Origin of the sequence: Vibrio sp. SALL6 (assembly GCF_002002385.1) — a bacterium.
GTDB classification, from domain to species: domain Bacteria; phylum Pseudomonadota; class Gammaproteobacteria; order Enterobacterales; family Vibrionaceae; genus Vibrio; species Vibrio parahaemolyticus.
In genome coordinates this window covers 301,891-322,276 of the sequence record NZ_MQVK01000006.1, presented here as the reverse complement: position 1 = coordinate 322,276, position 20,386 = coordinate 301,891, and the positions used below count along the sequence as shown (strand labels likewise).

The window sequence follows — 20,386 nt, the reverse complement described above, 5'->3', positions numbered from 1 at the left end:
TTAAATAAAACACCGCCCAACGTTTAGCTGGGCGGCCATCAACAAAAGAATGCAGAAAGACACTTCTGCTCGTTTTTATTCTAGTTAAAGAACGATTTCACCCACAGCACCAGACTGTCCCAAAGCTGACCGAACCACGAGCCCTCTTCTACCGCTTGGCTGCTGACCAAGGGATAACTCGCCACGGTACTGTCATCGCTTTTCCAAACGACCTTACCAATCTCATCTCCTTGCGCGATCGGCGCAATCAACGGTTCATTTAGCACCACACTCTTATCAAGCCCAGCCGTCATTGAACGAGGCAGAGTGAGATAGGCATCTTTAGCGAAGATCGCTTCAACTTGATTAGCATTTCCCTTCCAAACGCGAACTTTAGACTCAACTTCTCCCTGTTTAGCAACTTGCTTGGTGTCATAAAAGCGAAAACCATAGCTGAGTAGATTCTTCGATTGGCTGATCCGAGCCTGTTTACTTGGCGTGCCCATCACCACCGAAATAAGGCGCATTCTTCCTTCTTTGGCCGAGCTCACCAAGCTGTATCCGGCATTGCTGGTGTAGCCGGTTTTGCCCCCGTCGACATCAATGGAATTGTCCCACAACAACTTATTGCGGTTGTACTGCGTAATGTCGTTCCACTTGAAGACTTTCTCACTGTATAGCGCGTACACATCAGGAACATCGCTGATGATCGACTGCATGAGTTTTGCCATATCGGTTGGTGAGGTTTGGATGCCATCACTATCAAGACCATGGGAGTTCACAAAATAGGTGTCTTGCAGTCCTAATTTCTCCGCCCAACCATTCATCAAGGCGACAAAGCCGCGTTCGCTGCCTGCAACGTGCTCAGCCAGTGCAACGCACGCATCATTTCCTGATTGGATGATCACGCCGCGCATTAAGTTCGCAACACTAATTTCATCTTTCGGTTTGATGAACATTTTAGAAGAACCGGGAAACTTGGCCGACCACGCGTTTTCGCTCACGGTGACAACATCATCCCATTTCAAACGCCCCGCTTTGATTTCTTGTCCAACTACATAAGCGGTCATCAACTTGGTTAAACTCGCTGGAGCAAGGCCTGCTCGCCCGTTATGCTCGGCAATAACGGCACCGGATTGAAAGTCCATTAATACGTAGCCTTTTGCCTGTAACTGAGGTGGGTTGGGCGTAACAACGGCAAAAGTAGGTACGCTTATTAAACAAGTCACAATTATCCATCGAGCCAGTGACACTTTCATCCGACTTCCTCCATGCTCTTACTTTGTCGCAACTCTATTGAGCATAGCTCACTCAACCAGTTGCACCAGTCGCTAATCGTTTCATTTTCTTGAACTTACATTGATTTGACCAAGGTATAGAACTGAAGAGGCGATTGGGAAATAGCATTGGTTCTTCATGCCATTCGCAGTAAAGTAGCGCTACCCCTCAATAAGGAAATAAAGATAACAATGAACGCTCAATCATTTATCGACGCAGGATTGCATTACACTCCCCACAGCTTTACCGTTCCTCTGGATTACCAAGACGCGAGTAAAGGCACCATTGAAGTCTTCGCCCGTGCGGTTTGCCTAGTCGGCGATGAAGAATCGACCAAACCTTGGTTGGTTTACTTTCAGGGCGGGCCGGGCTTTCCCTCTCCGCGTCAAAACGGCAATAGCGGTTGGGTAAAGCGCGCGCTGCAAGAGTACCGAGTTTTGCTCCTCGACCAGCGCGGTACGGGCAATAGTTCGGTGATTAATCATCAGACTCTGGCTCATTTCACACCGCAGCAACAAGCAGACTACTTGAGCCACTTCCGCGCAGACAACATTGTTCGCGACGCGGAGTACATTCGTGAGCAATTTGGCGTCGAAAAATGGGCGATCTTAGGTCAAAGCTTTGGTGGTTTTTGCTCCCTCACCTATTTGTCTTTGTTCCCAGACCGCTTGCTACAAAGCTACATCACAGGTGGCATGCCATCAGTCTCGCGTCATGCCGACGATGTGTATGAAGCCACCTTCAAACGCACCATGGAGAAAAACCAAGCGTTCTTCCAACAATTTCCAAGTGCGCAACAACTTTGCCAAAACATTGCGAATCACTTGCTGGAAAATGAAGAGTACCTACCAAATGGTCAACGCTTCACGGTGGAGCAATTTCAACAAATCGGCATCAACTTTGGTGTGAGTGATACTTTCTTGCCAACTTACTATTGGCTAGAAAGCGCGTTGATTGAAGTGAACGGCAAACCACAACTTCGTTATGAGTTCTTGAACGATATGTTGGCGCAGCAAAACTTCCAAACCAACCCGATCTACGCCATTTTGCATGAATCGATTTACTGCCAAGGCTTTGCGTCGAATTGGAGTGCACACCGTGTTCGCCAAACTCGACCAGAGTTTAATTATGAACCTGGCCAGCCATTTTACTTTACGGGGGAAATGGTCTTCCCGTGGATGTTCGACCAATACGTCAACCTCAAGCCACTAAAAGACGCCGCAGAAATATTGGCCGCGAAAGACGATTGGGCTGCGCTGTACGATCAAACACAATTGGCTCAAAATAAAGTGCCTGTCAGTTGCGCCGTTTACGCCGATGATATGTTTGTTGAAATGGATATCAGCCGAGAGACGCTCGCGTTAATCCCAAATTCAAAAGCATGGATCACCAACGAGTACGAGCACAACGGTTTGCGTGCCGACGGTGAACGCATTCTCGACAGGCTCATTGCCATGGGAAAACAGACCGCAGCTACGTTGAAATAAGCACGACAGACGTTAAAAAACGCCTTTTTAGTATTTGGTGAAAAGGCGTTTATAGCGGCTTATGAACTATGGCGATCAGTCTTTCACTCTTTTGCTCATCATTTTGGTCATCACGCGATAACCCATCTTATGATAGAAATCTTCACCTTCATGATTAAACGATGCGACGGTTAAACCAATTTCTTCAATACCTTGATTGCACAAATCGCTTTCGATTTTATCCATGAGCGACAAGCCTATTCCTAAGTTACGATGACTTTCCGAGACCACCAACTCGTTAACGAAGCCAACGCGCTTTGCAACAGAAACCATCGAGTCAATATCTCGAACGGTACCAGAGATAAATCCAACGACTTGTCGATGTGAGCAAGCGATAAAGGCGATCATGCTGTCATCGAAATACTTGTCAAAGACGCCACGTTCTTCCCTTAGCTGCGCCATTTCTTCGGGTGATCGGTAGAAGTTAGGCTCGGCTTCATAGTGAGAGGTATCGAGCTCTACCAATAATCCTTTGAGTAAAGGGATATCTTCTTCTCTCAGCCTTCTGATGTGAAACTGCTGCATGTCCTTTTCCTGCTAACTGATGGTTTTATTGTCATTTTGGCTTTCGCTCATAACCTATTTAGGTAGAAATATAAAGCATAGCCACAGTACAAATTTCAACCAACCATGTCGAGTTTGATTTCCCTTTCCTCCTTTTGTTTTTGCCAAGAGTTTGAACACATACCGGATTTGTCTCGCTGCCGAGCGCTTTGCCATCCAGCATCGCCTCTCTTCTGACAATAATATCCGTAAATTTTGTCCGTATTTCCGACTAATTTACTCAGGTATACTCCGAGCCGCTAAAATTTAAAGGTCATCGACCACCTGTTTTTATAAAGGAAATCTCATGAGTCAGTATGTAGTCTGTGCGCTGTACAAGTTTGTGGAGCTGAATAACTATCAAGAGCTACGCGAGCCATTACTTGCGTTGATGGAAAAACACCATATTCGCGGCACGTTACTGCTGGCTGGGGAAGGTATTAATGGTACGGTCGCCTCTGACCGCGCGGGTATTGATACGCTGCTTGAGTGGCTAAATACTGAGCCTCGTTTAACGGGCACGGTCTACAAAGAATCTTACTCTGAAACGCAACCATTCAACCGCACCAAAGTGAAGCTGAAAAAAGAGATCGTGACATTGGGTGTTGAAGGCATCGACCCTCGCCATGTGGTAGGTACGTATGTGAAACCTCAAGATTGGAACGATTTAATCGCTGATCCAGAAGTGTTTGTGGTGGATACTCGCAACGATTACGAAATCGAAATCGGCACCTTCAAAGGGGCTGTAAACCCAAATACTGAAACGTTCCGAGAGTTCCCAGACTATGTGAAAGAAAACATGGATCCGGCAAAACACAAGAAAGTTGCGATGTTCTGTACAGGTGGTATCCGATGTGAGAAATCAACCGCTTACATGAAAGAGCAAGGCTTTGAGGAAGTTTACCACCTAGAAGGCGGCATTCTTAAATACCTTGAAGAAGTACCACAAGAAGAGAGCATGTGGGAAGGCGATTGTTACGTGTTTGACGGTCGTGTGGCTGTCAACCACCAGCTTGAGAAAGCCGATTACGATTTGTGTAACGCTTGTCGATTACCGATCACAGACGAAGACAAGCAGTCTGAATTGTTCGAGCAAGGCGTGAGCTGCCCGAAATGTCACGGCAAACATTCAGAAGAGCAAGTTGCGCGATTCCGCGAGCGCGAAAAGCAAGTTTCATTAGCCGATCAACGAGGCGAGCAGCACGTTGGTGGTGAAAGTGCTAAGCAACGTGCGCAGCGACGCGAAGCAAAGCTAGCGAAAAAAGCAGCTCAACGTAAACAAGCTTAAGTGACTCAATAGGCTTTCGGCGGGCCGTAACCCATACGGCTCGCCCTCTTTTTTACAATCACTATTTATTCACTTCCCCACTAACATTCAAGCAAAACATTTACGTTTCAAATCGAACTCGACAACAGTAAATACACCTAAAAAACCTCACCAAGAGCACAATCGCACTTAGCCCTGAGCACTTCCCCCTCTTCAGTGTTAGCAGCAAAACAAACTCAAAAACCATACCAATAGAATGCCCAGAATTTCATTCATAAAATCAATAACAAATACCTAAAAACAAACATTTTCAGATAGTTAAATTACACACGATTACAAAGGTCATTCGTTTATTTAGCAAATAGATATTAAATTGCGAGAACGATTCCACAAGGAGATGAATTATTTTTATTTGCGCAGATTCATACGCTACATTCCGAGTGCTCAATCACATTTCGGCAAACCATTCGAAAGGATGGGACGCAAAGCTTCCGGTCTTCCAGCACTGCTTAACTAGTCAACACTAGTGCTTAAGATAGCGGGGTTGCCACTTTCTATCTGTATCTAATGAGTTCCAATCAGATGCGGACGAGAGTGCTCTGCATGCGCCGAGTTGTGGCATTCATTTGTCAGCCAAACAAGAGGACGTGTAATGAAATCATTCCCTAATAAATCGCTCGTTGCCCTTGCTATCGCAAGCATGAGCTCTGGTGTCTTAGCACACGGTTACGTATCGGAATCCAACGACGGCGTCGCAGCAAGTCGTGCAGCGCTGTGTAAGTACCCAACATCGGATACCAATGAAAGAAACACTAACTGTGGCGCAATTCAATATGAACCACAAAGCGTCGAAGGCCCAGATGGCTTCCCAGAAACAGGCCCTCGCGACGGTAAAATTGCCAGTGCAGAAACGGCTCTAGCAGCTGCACTAGACGAACAAACCGCCGACCGCTGGGTAAAACGTCCGATAAAATCTGGTACACAAACGTTTGAATGGACTTTTACAGCAAACCACGTGACTCGTGATTGGAAATACTACATCACAAAACCGAATTGGAACCCGAACGCTTCATTGTCACGCGACTCGTTCGATCTCAACCCTTTCTGTGTAGTTGACGGCAATATGGTTCAACCACCAAAACAGATGAGCCACCAATGTAACGTGCCTGAACGCGAGGGGTACCATGTCATCCTTGCGGTATGGGATGTGGGTGATACCGCAGCATCATTCTACAACGTTATCGATGTCAAATTTGATGGTGACGACCCTGTGATTCCTGAGTGGACTCAAGGTGGCCAAATCATCCCTACTATGAATCTAAAGGTTGGCGATTCGGTTTACACTCGCGTGTTTGATCAATCTGGTGAGAACGTTGCGTACCGCACTGAACTAGCAATTAGTAACGACGCACTCACTCAAGCGAAAAACTGGTCTTACGCCTTGGCGAGTAAAATCAACCAAGAGCAAACTAAGCTTCAAGCTGGTCAATATTCGGAAGACAAGTTCACGCCAGTGTACGGCACGAACCCAATTTACCTGCAATCAAACAGTGGCCTTGAGCGTGTTGAAATTGGCTACAACATTGAAACGCCAGTACCTGACTATTCACTCACGGTTGATGGTCTTGCTAGTGAGTACATAATTGGTACAGAGCCAACCGCTTTAGACCTCACTCTTACCGCAGAGGGCGACTTAACCGCCGAGTTAACGGTTTACAATCATCATCGCGAACCACTAGCAAGTTGGACGGGTTCAATTCAAGATGGTGCAAGCGAACAAGTAGAACTCACGCTGAGCAAATCAGAACCAGGGCACCACATGTTAGTAACCCGCATTAAAGATACCGATGGCAACCTTGTCGATCAGCAAACTCTGGATTTCCATCTAAAAAGTGAGGAAGTCACCCCACCACCATCAGGCGAATACGACTTTGTATTCCCTGAGGGGCTTTCTAGCTACACAGCAGGTACAAAAGTGTTAGCAAGCGACGGCGCGATTTATCAATGTAAACCATTCCCTTACTCTGGCTACTGCGTACAGTGGAGTGAGAGTGCAACACAATTTGAGCCAGCGACAGGCTCACACTGGGAAATGGCTTGGGATAAACTGAACTAATCTCGCGGACGATAAACGTAAAGAACCCCGCCAATCGCGGGGTTCTTTTTACTTTATCAATCACTGCGAGTTAAAGACAAAAGTGGCAGTTTTCTCGACTTAAACCATAACCACCAGACAGATTGGTGATATGAGTTCTGCCTTCGTGAAGCCCCATTTCATACCCTTCGAGTAGAACGGATTGGCGCATCGACAAGCGTTGCACATGAAATTCATCCGGCGGTGCAATCACTCTCACACGGGTTCCTTGTGGGGGATTGCGGATAAATTCCAAGGACTCATTGTAGTTCTCTGAACGATGCAACATCGCTTCTGCCATTTTGGGATGTTCAGCAAACAACTTGTTCATTAACCAAGTATTTTTTACTGGTTTTTTGGAGTAATTCAGCGGGTGCGATAGCACAACCGTGATGTCTCGCGCTCCTCTTCGGTAAGCTTCTCGAACCGGAATAGAATCCGCCACACCACCATCGGTATAACAACCACCAGAAAAACACGGAGTATGTTTGTAAGCAATCGGCAATGCTGTTGTCGCTTCTATCGCATGATGGAAATTTTCTCGCGTCACTCGATAGTAGTCCGCTTTACCTGTGTCCACATTCGTGGTGGCCGCAAAAAAAGGAATGCCTTCAAAAAGCTTTTTCTCATCGACGGGATACAAACGGTTGGACTCTTCAAACAGCCATTTTACATCAATCAAATCGCCACCTTTGAGGAAACGGGTCGGATCGAAAAAGCGCTTGCTGGTCGCGAGCTTTGTAATCACATTTATACTGCGATGCGGGTAATCGGTCAGATAACCAATCAAATTAGATGCGCCTGCCGACACACCAATCGCAAAATCAAATGGCTTATAATCTCGCTCTAGAAATGCGTCCAACACGCCACTGGCAAAGACGCCGCGCATCGCTCCACCTTCCACTACAATTGCTTTCGTTGCCATGTTTCCCCCATTAATTTCTCGGAAAAGAGTAATGAAATTCGTGCATTAGCAACAATTGGTTATTCTTATTATTGAGATAGGTGAAGTCTATGTATTTCTGCCTTAGAAAGTGAAAACTAAAGATCAAAAAATCCACACTTATGACGCAACACAAGTGTGGATTTGGGAAATATAGGAAGAGTTAGGCAAATACGGTTTTGTAGGCTTCGCCAGCACCATCGATGAACATTTGGGTGCCGATAACTGCCAAAATCAGGCCCATCATTTTTGTCACCACATTCAAAGCACTAGGCCCTACCGCTTTGACCAGTTTGTCCCCAAACAGGAACAATATGTAGGTGATGATACAAAGAACCGCAAATGAAACGATGGTAATAATGGTTTGGTCAAAACCACCTGTGGTCGCAAAGTTCATCGCTGTCGCAATCGTACCCGGCCCCGCGAGTATTGGCATCGCCAACGGTGATACGGCAATACTCAAGGCTGCCTGTTGCTGCGCAGGCGAATACGCTTTTTCCTTGGTTTTTTGATGCGTGGAATCTCCTTGCAACATATTAAAACCTATCATGAAGACTAAGATTCCCCCAGTAATACGCAACGCATAAAGGGTGATACCAAAGAGGTCGAAAATCACTTTTCCTGCGATGGCAAAAATAGCCACGATGACAAAAGCAATAAACACCGAACGAAGTGCTATTGATCGAACGGTCTCTTTATCTTCATCCGCCGTGAGGCTCAAAAAGATAGGAATATTGGCAATGGGATTCATAATCGCAAAGAAGCCCATGAACACCGTGACAGTATGAAGTATCAGCTCTTTCATCTTTCCAACGCAGATAAACTATTGATTCTAAAAACAGTATATACCTTCACAAACAGAATGCGCGCCGTTTCCCCAGTCTGAACTCAAACTTATGCTCTAAGGCACAGTTTTTCTTTCGCGATAGTTTACCCATTCATTAAATACCGCTAAGGTGAACGCTCAGCCTAAAAATAGAACAAAGGATGTTAAGTCATCATGAACAGTACGATCCAAACCATTCTTGGCCACCGTTCCATTCGTAAATTTACCTCACAGCCTATCGATAAAGAGCAACTGGAAACCATCCTTCAAGCGGGTCTTGCCGCATCCTCATCCAGTATGTTGCAGGTAGTATCAATTGTTAGAGTCACGGACACAGAGAAGAGATCGCAACTAGCGAAATTTGCAGGGAATCAAGCATACGTTGAAAGCGCAGCAGAGTTCTTGGTGTTCTGTATCGACTACCAGCGTCACACCAGTATTAATCCTGATGTTCAAGCCGATTTCACAGAGTTAACGCTAATAGGCGCCGTAGACTCTGGAATCATGGCTCAAAACTGCTTACTGGCAGCAGAATCGATGGGTTTGGGAGGCGTATACATTGGCGGCTTAAGAAACAATGCCCAACAAGTGGATGAGCTACTGGGGCTACCCCAGAATACCGCCATCCTATTTGGTATGTGTTTGGGCCATCCAGATCAAAACCCAGAAGTTAAACCTCGCCTACCTGCGCACGTGGTGGTGCACGAGAACCAGTACCAAGATCTCAACTTAGATGACATTCAAGCATACGACCAAACGATGCAGAACTACTATGCAAACCGCTCAAGCAATCAAAAACAAAGTACGTGGTCACAAGAGGTTACGAGCAAGTTAGCTGGTGAGTCTCGTCCGCATATTCTACCTTACTTAAACAGTAAAGGGCTCACTAAAAGGTGATGATCACAGTACGATAGGATCAAAAAAGGCCTCTGAAGAGGCCTTTAGAATTTATCAGCAAAAACTCGCTTAGTTACCGCCTGTCGCGCCAGTACCATCTCCAGGTTGTGGTTCTGGTTTAATTGGCTTACCAGGTTTCGCTTCAGGAATTGTAGGAACAGTTGGTTTAATTTGATCTGCAGGTTTTCCTGCAGCGATATCTTTTTCAACCTGCTCAACAACGTTCTTTGTATCTTCTTCAGAAATCTCTACGTAAATCACTTCATCAGAACCCGCGCTAGCTTTAGGGTAATGTGGATTTTTCGCAATCACTTCTTCGGTAATCGATTTTGCAGCAACTGCTACAGCTTCAGGTGCAGCTGTTGGGTTTGCTTTAATGATATCCGATACAACGTTCGCTGTAGCAACTAACTTCGTAGCAAGTGCACTATTACCGCCTTCACCTTGAAGACCTTCAACTACTGACTCTGTATCACGAAGGATTTCATCAACCGTTTTACCACTTGCATTGATATCAATACCTAAGTTCTCGAATACTTTTTCGGCGATATCAGAAGAGTAAATCTCACCTTCTTTCAAAGAGTTAGAAACCAAAGTCGTAAATGGAGAGCCTGTTACTAATGAATCCGCCTGCGCTAAGCCTTGAGGGATTTTGTAATCAGATGTAATAGGTTTACCATTTGATGCGTCTTTACTCTCATCAGTATGCGTCAATACGAAAGCACAGTCACCTGGCGCATTTACGACATTGATATTTTCAAAACGCGCTTCACCAACCATACCTTCATAGTTTGTTGTATTTTCAATCGCGTCGTATGTTTCACCACCACATACAGCTTGAACCTTCATGCCGATAACAGCTGGATCATAAGCCTGAACTGAGTAAGTTTTCACTACTGGGTCACTGTCACTACCACAACCTGCCAGCAGAACCGCAGCCACACTTGCCGTTAAAAGTTTGATTTTCAAAATTAGCTCCAATAATTTGTTGTTATATCCGACCGCAACAGGAAGCATAACGGCAGTTGCATATGGTGTAAATAGGATGCATACAACTTTGGCATGAGTTTTTTCACATTAATCTCTGTTTACCTGTGCAAAATCATGCATTCGTCTCAATAACTCTAGATAGACACATTTTTGTCATATATTTGTCAGTATTTTTTTAAGTATCTAGTTGCCTTTATTGCAACCAGATGGATAATAGTTGTCTATTTTTTGTGGGTCAGTTTTCAACCTTCATTAATAAAACTAAAGCTCTAAGTCGCAAGCAGCCATTTGGAGTGCTTATTACATAAATAATTCTGAATGGACTCGTTTTCTACAGGCTTAAACTGCAGTAAAACATCAATATTGATGACATGCAGCTCAACTAGAATGATTCAATTTCAGTCGGCAAATTTCTTTCGGTAGCTATAAACCAATGAATACACTTAATAAATTTTTGGGGATAACTGTACTTCCTATCGTCCTTTCAGGCTGTACACTTCCTGGTAGCCATCTTTCTGTCAGCGATAAAACGGTAATGACTACCGAATCCAGTGACATAGAGTCTCAAGTTACCGTTTATCCCCTAACTTTGGAGCGAGTCACTTCTTTAAACTCTATTGAGCCTTTCTCGAAACCAAACCCAGAGCTAGATGTGGAAATAGCCAAATATGAGTATGAGGTTGGCCCCGGTGATATTCTGAACATCACGATTTGGGATCATCCAGAGCTCACTATTCCTGCGGGTTCGTACCGTAGTTCTGCGGAAGCTGGGAACTGGGTGCATTCTGACGGCACCATTTTTTACCCATACATTGGCGTTGTAAAAGTGGAAGGCAAAAACGTTCGACAAATTCGTTCTGATATTGCAAGCCGTTTAGCAAAATACATCGAAAGTCCTCAAGTAGACGTTAGCGTCGCAGCTTTTCGCTCTAAAAAAACCTATGTTACAGGTGAAGTGAACAAGCCAGGCCAACAAGCGATCACTAACATTCCACTAACACTTCTAGACGCAGTAAACCGCGCAGGTGGACTTGCTCAAGAGGCAGACTGGCGCAATGCAACTCTTACACGCAATGGGGTGGTTGAAAACATCTCACTTTATGCACTAATGCAACAAGGTGATCTCACTCAAAACCGTCTTCTAAAACCGGGCGACATTGTCCACATCCCACGTAATGACGCACAAAAGGTATTCGTGATGGGTGAAGTCAATGATCCAAAACTGCTGAAAATTGATCGCAGTGGTATGAGCCTTACTGAAGCACTGAGTAACGTCGGTGGTATTAATCAAATTTCGGCAGACGCCACGGGTGTTTTTGTCATTAGACGTTCAAAAGAAGAATCTAAAATGGCAGACATCTACCAGTTAGATGTGTCTGATGCATCTGCACTCGTTATTGGTACCGAGTTTGATCTAAATCCATATGATATTGTGTATGTTACCACCGCTCCGATTAGCCGTTGGAATCGTGTAATTACACAGCTAGTGCCTACGATTTCAGGCTTTAATGAGCTAACAGAAGGTGTGCTACGCATTCGCACTTGGCCATAGAATTAACATGAGCACAAGAGTTGAACCTTGTGCTCTTTTCTAATACCAAAAGAACCGTTGTTGCTCTTCAGAACAAGATAGAGCATGTAGATTCGATTATTTAGCAATAGCTTAAATAGGGTGAGAACTTGTTTTCTAATATTCTCGTTGTCTGTGTAGGCAATATTTGCCGCTCCCCGACCGGGGAAAGACTTTTACAATCTTTGCTTCCTAATAAGCAAGTGGCTTCAGCAGGCTTAGCTGTCCACAAAAGTCATCTATCAGGAAAGCCCGCAGATCAAATGGCTGCAAACCTCGCCAGTGAACACGGTATTAGTTTAGACGGGCATGAAGCACAACAATTAACACCAGAGCTCTGTGCTCAGTACGATCTTATACTGGTAATGGAAAAAGGCCATTTAGAAGCCTTAACAAAAATTGCTCCGGAGGCTCGTGGTAAAACCATGCTATTTGGACAATGGATCGAAGAAAAAAATATCCCTGACCCATACAGACAAAGCAGGGAAGCATTCGAGCATGCTTATGCGCTGATAGAAAAAGCTGCATTGGCATGGTCAAAAAAACTATAAGTCGAAAGACTATACATAAACGCTAATGGCAAGGTATTCAAGAAGTTAAAGTAATGACAACACAAACTATTAAACAATCACGTCAAGTCGACGATGAAATCGATTTGGGGAAGCTCTTTGGTATCATTCTTGATGCTAAGTGGCTCATTTTATGTACCGTCGTCCTATTTTCTATTGTAGGTGTCGGTGTTGCCATTCTATCTACACCTATCTACAAAGCTGATGCTCTGATTCAAATTGAAAGTAAGAGTTCAGGTGGTATTTCTGCAATGGTTGGTGATATGGGAGAATTGTTCTCCGCCGAATCATCTGCCACTACTGAAATTGAAATCATTAAATCTCGTATGATCTTGGGTGGCACTGTAGATAAGTTCAACTTAACAACCGTTGCATCTCCTAACTATATGCCAATCATTGGCAAAGGCTTAGCACGAATCCAAGGCGAGCAAATTAGCATTAACGTTACTCGTTTTAACGCTCCATCCTATGCGGTCGGAATTCCTCTAACATTAGAAGTTGTAGATGCAGAGCAGAAAGCATTCAAGCTAACTGAGGATAATGGCAGTGTCATACTTGAAGGAAAAGTTGGTGAACTGCTTGAGAAGAATGGATACCAATTTTTAGCAACTGAATTAGTGGCTCAAACTGGTGACTCATTCACGGTCAGCAAAATCAGCAAGCTAGATGCAATTAACAAACTTCAAGAAAACCTTTCAATCAGCGAGCGTGGCAAGCAAACGGGAATTATCTCTTTAAGCTTCTCTGGCGAAGATCGTACTAAAATTCAGGCCATCCTGAACGATATTAGCCAAAACTACTTCTTACAAAATGTACAACGTAATTCCGCAGAAGCAGAACAAAGTCTTGAGTTTTTGAAAGGCCATCTACCAGATATCAAAACTAAACTGACGGCATCTGAAGATGTACTTAATCGATTCCGTCAAGAAAATGAATCCATCGATTTAGGCTTAGAAGCTCAATCAACATTGAAAGTGATGGTTGAATTAGAAGCGCAGTTGAACGAGCTTACATTCAAAGAAAGTGAGATCAGCCAACGCTTCACTCAGGATCACCCGGCATACAAATCGCTGCTTGATAAGCGTCAAACCTTGCTTAAAGAAAAAGAGCGCCTAAACAAACAAGTTCAAAAACTACCTAAAACTCAACGTGAAGTATTGCGTATGACACGTGATGTAGAAGTTAACCAACAAATCTACATCCAGCTATTGAACAAGGTGCAAGAACTCAACATTATCAAAGCAGGAACCGTTGGTAACGTTCGTATTCTTGATAGTGCTCAGTCATTTTCTAAACCAATAAAACCGAAAAAAGCACTCATCGTTGTTTTGGCGACGTTGCTAGGCGGTATGGCTGGCGTTGCATTCGTATTGATTCGCGCAGCCTTCCACCGTGGTGTAGAAACGCCTGACCAAATCGAGCAAATGGGCATTCCGGTATATGCAAGCGTGCCTAAGTCTATTCAGCAGCTAGAGTTTGCAAGCAAACTGAAGCGCAATAAAAGCAAAGGCAACAATGAGTTGGTTTTACTTGCTGAAGCGAACCCTGCAGATTTATCTATCGAAGCTCTTCGAAGCCTACGTACCAGTTTGCACTTCGCAATGATGGAAGCGAAAAACAACGTGCTTATGATTTCCGGTCCAGCGCCTTCTATTGGTAAGACATTTGTCTCGACCAACTTTGCAGCCGTTGCTGCGAAAACAGGTCAAAAAGTGCTTCTTATTGATGCAGATATGCGTAAGGGTTACCTACAACAATGCTTCGGCCTACGTTGGGATAATGGTCTTTCAGAATACCTGAGCGGTAAAGTAGCACCTAGCAACATCATTAAATCGACGTCAATAGACAATCTAAATGTGGTTACTCGCGGTCAGGTTCCACCAAACCCTTCCGAGCTTCTTATGCACCCTCGCTTTAAGAGCTTTATTGATGATATGTCCGCTGAGTACGATCTAGTCATCATCGATACACCGCCTGTACTTGCAGTAACGGATCCAAGCATCGTTGGTGCACTCGCTGGCACCACATTGATGGTAGCTCGCTTCGACCAAACGACATTGAAAGAAATTGAGGTAGCACGTGGTCGCTTCGAGCAATCAGGTGTAGAAGTTAAAGGTGTGATTCTCAATGCGGTTGAGAAAAAAGCATCTAACTCATACGGCTATGGATACGGCTACTACAACTACGCGTACAAAAGCGAATCATGAATTAATCTAGATCGCTAATTTGACCAAATATTAAAAAGCCCTGCTAGAAACAGCAGGGCTTTTTCTATTGCACTCTTAATTGCTTGTACGTCAACAAACTGAGCGAGACAAAGAATATTGGGTCACTCCAACCAAAACCGACAAATACTCCTGTAATGCTGGCATAGGTAGTAATCACTGCCCCTAACCCATTAGTAATCAATAATGCTTTAAACAGCTGTTTCGCAGTCTTACCAGATTCCACATCACGTAACATCAAACTCACCGCAGCGATTCCACCTAAAAAGATCGACGTATGTTGCGATAAAAACAGCGCGTATTGGTCGTTAATTTGTACGCCATACATCGGCCACATCATGGTTGGTACAAAAAACAACGCAAAAGCGAATACCGTATATATGACACCATGAACGGTTAGAAAAGTGCGGTTGGTCATCATCTCCTTATCCTCCAATAGGCCCTTGATTGATCGTCGTTAACGGCACATTGATATCGAAGATTTGACCTCGTACTTCGACTACGCCCATTTTTCGTAAGCGTGCGGCATGCATTTCGAGATAAGCTTGCGCCGTGGCTTCATCTTCAAAAAGATAGATACCACCACCGAGTTTGTCTTTTTCGCTTTCCGTCCAAATTTTCCAAATCATGCCCGGCTCTTGGTTAATCGACTTAGCTAAGTCGACCAAAGCATTCGACATCTCTTCACCAAACGGACCATGAAATTCAAAATCAACTTGCAATAATTTCGCCATCTTGAGTCTCCTCTTCTTACTGACTCGCTTTCGATGACAAGATTATTACCTTTATAAAACTGACAAAAAAGTTCATAATTTTGCCATTAACTGTCTAAAAAATTGACTTATGAGACTAAAAACGACCTTAGAACAATGGCAAACGCTACAAGCGATTGATCAAGAAGGTAGCATTCAATCTGCAGCTTTGCTGCTCAACAAGAGCCATACCACATTGATCTACTCGGTGAGGAAGTTAGAAGACCAACTTGGTATTCAACTTATCGAAGTACGAGGGCGCAAAGCAGGTTTGACTGAGCACGGCAAAACCATACTGCGTCGTGCACAATCCATGCTTGAACAAGCGCGGGAACTGGAAGTCATCAGCGAGCAGTTAAAAAGTGGGGTGGAATCTCAAATCACGGTCGCAATAGATCATCTTTGTGACCCTTGTTGGCTTTATGCACCACTCAGTCAATTTTTGGAGGACAACAACACGACCTCCGTTCAAGTGGTTGAAACGTCACTGAGCAAAACAACCGAAATGGTCGTAAATGAGCTCGCTGACATCGCAATCATCAACTTACCGATAACCAACTACCCTGCCGAAGCATTTGGCGTAACAACCATGCTGCCTGTAATCGCAGCACACCATCCACTCGCTAAAAAGCCGCATGTTTCCATCGACGATTTTGCAACCACCAGCCAAATTGTCATCCGTGACTTAGGCAATTCAGACAAAACGAAAAGAGATGTGGGTTGGTTACGCGCACGTCAGCGTATTACCGTCGATAACTTCGACCACGCTTTTCACGCCGTAGAGCAAGGCGCTGGATTTTGTCGGCTACCAGCGCACTTAGTCGCAGCCCGCAAGAGCGATAAAATTAAAGTATTGGAGATCGAACACTCCCATCAATATCAAGTTGCGCTGCACCTCACTTTGCCCAAAGGAGCCAAAAGTGGTCCTGCGACTCAAGCGCTTTATCGTACTTTACTCAAAAGTGTAGAAACTCGAGCCTAGCGACAGTGGTATTGAGTTGAATCGCTAGTGTTATCGCCTATTAATTCTCCCTAAATATAGAGAAACGGCCATTTTGTGACGCTACACTCTCACAAAAGGTTGCACGAAGGATAGCGACCACCTACTATCACTCTGCTCATGCCTAAAGCACCCAACACTCGCGGAAAGAACTCGGTTCACGGCAATATCCTCACCTGCTTGGTTTAGCAGGCACAATCTGTTTTTACCTTCTTTTTAGCTTCTATTTAGGCGAGTGTGGAAGAAATAAGAAAGGTGAAATATGAACTCTACAAATAGCTTCTCGATCAATATCAATCAGCAAAAATCCATTGCTAAAAAAAGGCTCAAAGCTATCCGCCTATGCGATGACGCTACGTTGGAGTTAGTTAAGCGATTTCACTCCAAACCAGAATCTTTGGCTCCCAATACAATTCAATTGGCTGACGTTCAACATGCACTCGCAAGAGAACTGGGCTTATCCAGTTGGAGTAAACTAAAAGCTCATGTCGAAGAGCTAGAAGCGCACAAACTAGCCATCAAAGAACAAAAACCGCCACTAGATGCGAAAGTAAAAACGCTACACGTTCGTTGTGGCCACGACATTCAACAACAACTTAAAGCCAGCGGATTTGAAGGGAAATTTTTAGCCCTGATCGATCCGCTTTGTATTGGCCCCATACCAGCAACACCGCAGAACTTCCTTACCATTCGTGCCCAATATGTCGTAGAAACTCTGCTGCCCGTGATGAAGCGTGAAGACTCGATTCAAGATATAGTCACATTGGAACAATCAAACCTCGAACTGTTGCAAAGTGATGTATTTGAACGAATCGTCTTTTGGGTCGAACATGACAGCTATGATCAATTGATGCTAATTCGCGCTCTAACACAGTTAGAGAATGTAGAGAATAAAGTGATAGAGATCATTGAGTTGAACCAGTTCCCGGGCACTGAGCGATTCATTGGCTTTGGGCAGTTGCCTGAAGAAGCTATTCGTTCTTGTTGGCGATACCGTAAACCCGTATCTGCTAAGTTATTGAGCCAAGCAAAGCAGTGTTGGCAAGCAGTGTCATGTTCCTCACCAAAAGCTATCGTCAGTTTGATAGAGCAACATCAACTGGATTGCTTACCGAACATGTCCGATGTGCTTAGGCGTCTCTTGCAAGAACTGCCTCATACCAATAGCGGTTTGAGCATGACTCAACAGCTTGCTTTAAATGTATTGAGTTCACAGCGTTCACCCATCTCTGTAACAGAGTGGTTCAAGCGGTATCAGCAAATTGAAGCGCTACCTTTTTTAGGTGATGTCATGTTTTACGCCCTACTGTTACCACTTACTCAATCCGAAGCGCCGCTTTTCACTATCGACTCAGTAGAGAAAAATTGGTGGGAACAAAAAGTTACTCTGACCGAATTTGGCAAAGCGTGTTTAGCAGGCCAAAAGCGAGCAAAGCAATGTTACTGGGTGGGCGGAATGCGAATAAACGAACATAGTCATTGGCGTTGGGATCACCAACGCATCTCCTCACTATCTCACTACAAAAAATCGTAATTACGCAACCTTGAGCTGTGATGCTATTGACTGTAGTGAGCATTAGCATCGCCGTCTGGATCCAAATCCTATTACGACCTATCACCTATTTCACACTGCATAAACCGTAACTATTTATGCAAAAATCAGTTTCCGCCTCGAAGATATGCACATCATTCCTTATTTAACCGAAATGTAAGAATTCATTTCTATCGGTTGTATGTTCGATAAAAGTATTAAAACTTGAAGTTTTCAACCATTCATTTCGTTACAATTTAGTTAAAGTTCTATTTTTTATAGTGACAAAGTTCACATCTATTAATCAATCAGAGGATTATTCTTTCGTATTTTCCCACTCCACTGCTACTCTGCTCGCCGCTTTGAAGTGAACTCAAGGTGCATAACTATAAGGAGTGTTCTCATGAATACCAAGAAACCGATGTCGCTCACTAGCCGAGTAATTTTAGGTATGGTAGCGGGTATCTTGACAGGATTTGCAATTCGCACACTTTTTGCCGACAACGGATTTGTCGACGCATACATCGTTAATGGATTATTTGAAGTTGGTGGGCAGATCTTCGTCGCCAGCTTAAAAATGCTTGTCGTACCACTAGTGTTTGTTTCACTGGTTTGCGGCACGAGCTCTCTAAAAGACCTTTCTACATTGGGTCGCATGGGTGGTAAAACCCTTGCTTTCTATATAGCAACGACCGCTATCGCTATCACACTTGCGCTTACAATGGGCACGCTATTCCAACCGGGAGCTGGCGCTGATCTGACAGCAGCAAGCTCATTTAAATCGGCAGAGGCGCCTTCTTTGGGTCAAGTGATCATCGATATGTTCCCAACCAACCCAATCAGCGCGATGGCGGAAGGTAAAACCCTGCAAGTGATCGTGTTTGCGGTTCTGTTTGGTGTCGCGATCAGCGCAGCAGGTAAGCCTGGTGAGCGAATTGCAGCATTCTTCTCTGATCTAAACGAAGTGATCATGAAGCTTGTAGCAATTTTGATGAACCTAGCTCCATATGGCGTGTTCTTCTTGATGGCGAAGTTGTTTACTGGTCTTGGCTTAAGTGCCATCGTCAACCTAGCCGAGTACTTTGTTGTGTTAGCGGGCACACTATTGCTTCACGGCCTAGTGACTTACAGTCTAATGCTAAAAGGCTTTACTGGCCTTAGCCCAATTACGTTCCTACGTAAGATGGAAGACGCAATCATGTTTGCCTTCTCAACGGCATCATCAAACGCGACCATTCCAGTGACAATGGAAACAGCAAAACACCGCATGGGCGTAGATAACCGTATTTCATCATTCACTGTTCCTCTAGGTGCAACCGTGAATATGGACGGCACAGCCATCATGCAAGGTGTCGCAACCGCATTTATTGCTCAAGCATTCAATATTGATTTGAGCATGGGCGATTACATGATGGTTATCATGACCGCAACACTTGCCTCTATTGGTACTGCGGGTGTTCCTGGTGTTGGCCTAGTAATGCTAGCCATGGTATTGAACCAAGTTGGTCTGCCGCTTGAAGGTATCGCGCTCATCATGGGTGTTGACCGTCTTCTTGATATGATTCGTACCGCGGTAAACATCACTGGTGACAGTGCAGTAACCGTCATTGTTGCGAAATCAGAAGGTGCATTGGATGAAGCTCGCTTCAACGACCCAATGGCAGGAGTTGCCGAAGAAGAAGTGCATCTTAAACGCGCTGACGCCTAAATCGTTCTACGATTACCATTCTGAAATTACATAGTCCTGTCTAAAAGAAAGCCCCGATGGAAACATCGGGGCTTTTGTTTTTTCCGCGTCTAGAAATGCTCTTTCTAATCCGCCATCGAATTCAGTTTTTCTCTAGCTTGTGCTTCGTGTTCTTTAGTGATGGCATTGCCGGCAGAGTTAGCGGCTAACGTAAGTGCTGCCATGTCATCGGTAAAGCCGACGCCTGCTAGTACGTCAGGCACCATATCGGTTGGTAATACAAAGTAAGCCAACGCGCCACCTAAAATCGCCTTATGGCGAACGGCGGTGTTGGAATCTGTCATCGCGAGCCATGATTTGATGCCCATTACGGCAATTTCTTCACCCGCTTTCTTAACCGACCCTTTCATTTTTCGCCAGAAGGTTTTCTCATCTGGCGCTTGCATCGTTTGATCTTTGGCGTATTTCGGCGCCGATTTTACAGACATTGTTGTGGTCATCGTTGCCTCCGAAATTTATGACTGTGGCCAACATATTAATAAATCGAACCTGAACGCAAGATTAATAACAAGAAATGATAGTAAAGTGAAACAAAAACACAGATAGAAAAATCCCCAAACCGAAGTCTGGGGATCGTGATGTTGGGAACCAAGCTTTAGAAGGAGAATG

Annotated in this window: 18 protein-coding genes and 1 riboswitch; of the genes, 10 read left to right on the top strand and 8 right to left on the bottom strand. The window is 44.5% G+C overall.

The window, feature by feature from the left end:
• Positions 1–80: 80 nt before the first annotated feature.
• The gene (locus BIW15_RS03345; protein WP_077280577.1) at positions 81–1,238 is read right to left on the bottom strand and encodes a D-alanyl-D-alanine carboxypeptidase family protein; all 1,158 of its coding nucleotides are present in this window, start codon (positions 1,236–1,238) and stop codon (positions 81–83) included.
• A gap of 210 nt (positions 1,239–1,448) precedes the next feature.
• On the opposite strand from BIW15_RS03345, the gene BIW15_RS03340 reads away from it, so the two are divergent.
• Entirely contained in the window at positions 1,449–2,744 is a 1,296-nt protein-coding gene (locus BIW15_RS03340) for an alpha/beta fold hydrolase (RefSeq protein WP_077280576.1), read from the top strand.
• A gap of 75 nt (positions 2,745–2,819) precedes the next feature.
• On the opposite strand, the gene BIW15_RS03335 is transcribed toward BIW15_RS03340, so the two are convergent.
• Entirely contained in the window at positions 2,820–3,308 is a 489-nt protein-coding gene (locus BIW15_RS03335) for a GNAT family N-acetyltransferase (protein WP_005462686.1), read from the bottom strand.
• 325 nt (positions 3,309–3,633) lie between these two features.
• On the opposite strand from BIW15_RS03335, the gene BIW15_RS03330 reads away from it, so the two are divergent.
• Complete coding sequence (locus BIW15_RS03330) at positions 3,634–4,614, top strand: rhodanese-related sulfurtransferase (protein WP_005499922.1); 981 nt, start codon at positions 3,634–3,636, stop codon at positions 4,612–4,614.
• A 426-nt stretch (positions 4,615–5,040) separates the two neighbouring features.
• A riboswitch (cyclic di-GMP riboswitch) is annotated at positions 5,041–5,145 on the top strand.
• Between the two features lie 100 nt (positions 5,146–5,245).
• A complete protein-coding gene (gene gbpA, locus BIW15_RS03325) occupies positions 5,246–6,709 on the top strand; it encodes an N-acetylglucosamine-binding protein GbpA (RefSeq protein ID WP_020841500.1) in 1,464 nt (487 codons plus the stop codon).
• Positions 6,710–6,779: 70 nt separating this feature from the next.
• Here the strand turns inward: gbpA and BIW15_RS03320 are convergent, their stop codons facing one another.
• A complete protein-coding gene (locus BIW15_RS03320) occupies positions 6,780–7,652 on the bottom strand; it encodes a patatin family protein (RefSeq protein WP_005484185.1) in 873 nt (290 codons plus the stop codon).
• 181 nt (positions 7,653–7,833) lie between these two features.
• Positions 7,834–8,475, bottom strand: coding sequence for a MarC family protein (locus BIW15_RS03315; protein WP_005458325.1), 642 nt, complete (start codon positions 8,473–8,475; stop codon positions 7,834–7,836).
• 195 nt (positions 8,476–8,670) lie between these two features.
• Here BIW15_RS03315 and nfsA point away from each other — a divergent pair, with 195 nt between their 5' ends.
• On the top strand, positions 8,671–9,393 hold the full coding sequence (gene nfsA, locus BIW15_RS03310) for an oxygen-insensitive NADPH nitroreductase (protein ID WP_077280575.1): 723 nt from the start codon (positions 8,671–8,673) through the stop codon (positions 9,391–9,393).
• 69 nt (positions 9,394–9,462) lie between these two features.
• Here the strand turns inward: nfsA and BIW15_RS03305 are convergent, their stop codons facing one another.
• The gene (locus tag BIW15_RS03305) at positions 9,463–10,362 is read right to left on the bottom strand and encodes a hypothetical protein (protein WP_021484121.1); all 900 of its coding nucleotides are present in this window, start codon (positions 10,360–10,362) and stop codon (positions 9,463–9,465) included.
• A gap of 454 nt (positions 10,363–10,816) precedes the next feature.
• Here BIW15_RS03305 and BIW15_RS03300 point away from each other — a divergent pair, with 454 nt between their 5' ends.
• The 3 genes from BIW15_RS03300 (at position 10,817) to BIW15_RS03290 (ending at position 14,729) form a co-directional block, all read left to right on the top strand.
• Positions 10,817–11,935, top strand: coding sequence for a polysaccharide export protein (locus BIW15_RS03300; RefSeq protein ID WP_077280574.1), 1,119 nt, complete (start codon positions 10,817–10,819; stop codon positions 11,933–11,935).
• Between the two features lie 128 nt (positions 11,936–12,063).
• Entirely contained in the window at positions 12,064–12,504 is a 441-nt protein-coding gene (locus BIW15_RS03295) for a protein-tyrosine-phosphatase (RefSeq protein WP_023584497.1), read from the top strand.
• 53 nt (positions 12,505–12,557) lie between these two features.
• Complete coding sequence (locus tag BIW15_RS03290; RefSeq protein ID WP_077280573.1) at positions 12,558–14,729, top strand: polysaccharide biosynthesis tyrosine autokinase; 2,172 nt, start codon at positions 12,558–12,560, stop codon at positions 14,727–14,729.
• A gap of 64 nt (positions 14,730–14,793) precedes the next feature.
• Here the strand turns inward: BIW15_RS03290 and BIW15_RS03285 are convergent, their stop codons facing one another.
• Together BIW15_RS03285 and BIW15_RS03280 are read right to left on the bottom strand one after the other, a co-directional pair.
• On the bottom strand, positions 14,794–15,165 hold the full coding sequence (locus tag BIW15_RS03285) for a hypothetical protein (RefSeq protein ID WP_025520864.1): 372 nt from the start codon (positions 15,163–15,165) through the stop codon (positions 14,794–14,796).
• A 7-nt stretch (positions 15,166–15,172) separates the two neighbouring features.
• Positions 15,173–15,481, bottom strand: a complete 309-nt coding sequence (locus BIW15_RS03280; RefSeq protein ID WP_005499937.1) for a monooxygenase — start codon at positions 15,479–15,481, stop codon at positions 15,173–15,175.
• Between the two features lie 109 nt (positions 15,482–15,590).
• Between BIW15_RS03280 and BIW15_RS03275 the strand changes: the two genes are divergently transcribed.
• The 3 genes from BIW15_RS03275 to BIW15_RS03265 all read left to right on the top strand — a co-directional run bounded on the left by BIW15_RS03275 (position 15,591) and on the right by BIW15_RS03265 (position 19,738).
• On the top strand, positions 15,591–16,481 hold the full coding sequence (locus BIW15_RS03275; protein WP_015313639.1) for a LysR family transcriptional regulator: 891 nt from the start codon (positions 15,591–15,593) through the stop codon (positions 16,479–16,481).
• A 280-nt stretch (positions 16,482–16,761) separates the two neighbouring features.
• Entirely contained in the window at positions 16,762–18,033 is a 1,272-nt protein-coding gene (locus BIW15_RS03270; protein ID WP_077280571.1) for a DUF1835 domain-containing protein, read from the top strand.
• Positions 18,034–18,433: 400 nt separating this feature from the next.
• Complete coding sequence (locus tag BIW15_RS03265; protein WP_005458380.1) at positions 18,434–19,738, top strand: dicarboxylate/amino acid:cation symporter; 1,305 nt, start codon at positions 18,434–18,436, stop codon at positions 19,736–19,738.
• 104 nt (positions 19,739–19,842) lie between these two features.
• Here the strand turns inward: BIW15_RS03265 and BIW15_RS03260 are convergent, their stop codons facing one another.
• Positions 19,843–20,217, bottom strand: a complete 375-nt coding sequence (locus BIW15_RS03260) for a YkvA family protein (protein WP_077280570.1) — start codon at positions 20,215–20,217, stop codon at positions 19,843–19,845.
• Positions 20,218–20,386 lie beyond the last annotated feature (169 nt).

Excerpts from the sequence above, each read along its gene's own strand:
- BIW15_RS03345 (WP_077280577.1), bottom strand. The coding sequence starts at position 1,238 with ATGAAAGTGTCACTGGCTCGATGGATAATTGTGACTTGTTTAATAAGC.
- BIW15_RS03340 (WP_077280576.1), top strand. The coding sequence starts at position 1,449 with ATGAACGCTCAATCATTTATCGACGCAGGATTGCATTACACTCCCCAC.
- BIW15_RS03335 (WP_005462686.1), bottom strand. The coding sequence starts at position 3,308 with ATGCAGCAGTTTCACATCAGAAGGCTGAGAGAAGAAGATATCCCTTTA.
- BIW15_RS03330 (WP_005499922.1), top strand. The coding sequence starts at position 3,634 with ATGAGTCAGTATGTAGTCTGTGCGCTGTACAAGTTTGTGGAGCTGAAT.
- gbpA (WP_020841500.1), top strand. The coding sequence starts at position 5,246 with ATGAAATCATTCCCTAATAAATCGCTCGTTGCCCTTGCTATCGCAAGC.
- BIW15_RS03320 (WP_005484185.1), bottom strand. The coding sequence starts at position 7,652 with ATGGCAACGAAAGCAATTGTAGTGGAAGGTGGAGCGATGCGCGGCGTC.
- BIW15_RS03315 (WP_005458325.1), bottom strand. The coding sequence starts at position 8,475 with ATGAAAGAGCTGATACTTCATACTGTCACGGTGTTCATGGGCTTCTTT.
- nfsA (WP_077280575.1), top strand. The coding sequence starts at position 8,671 with ATGAACAGTACGATCCAAACCATTCTTGGCCACCGTTCCATTCGTAAA.
- BIW15_RS03300 (WP_077280574.1), top strand. The coding sequence starts at position 10,817 with ATGAATACACTTAATAAATTTTTGGGGATAACTGTACTTCCTATCGTC.
- BIW15_RS03290 (WP_077280573.1), top strand. The coding sequence starts at position 12,558 with ATGACAACACAAACTATTAAACAATCACGTCAAGTCGACGATGAAATC.
- BIW15_RS03285 (WP_025520864.1), bottom strand. The coding sequence starts at position 15,165 with ATGACCAACCGCACTTTTCTAACCGTTCATGGTGTCATATATACGGTA.
- BIW15_RS03280 (WP_005499937.1), bottom strand. The coding sequence starts at position 15,481 with ATGGCGAAATTATTGCAAGTTGATTTTGAATTTCATGGTCCGTTTGGT.
- BIW15_RS03275 (WP_015313639.1), top strand. The coding sequence starts at position 15,591 with ATGAGACTAAAAACGACCTTAGAACAATGGCAAACGCTACAAGCGATT.
- BIW15_RS03270 (WP_077280571.1), top strand. The coding sequence starts at position 16,762 with ATGAACTCTACAAATAGCTTCTCGATCAATATCAATCAGCAAAAATCC.
- BIW15_RS03265 (WP_005458380.1), top strand. The coding sequence starts at position 18,434 with ATGAATACCAAGAAACCGATGTCGCTCACTAGCCGAGTAATTTTAGGT.
- BIW15_RS03260 (WP_077280570.1), bottom strand. The coding sequence starts at position 20,217 with ATGACCACAACAATGTCTGTAAAATCGGCGCCGAAATACGCCAAAGAT.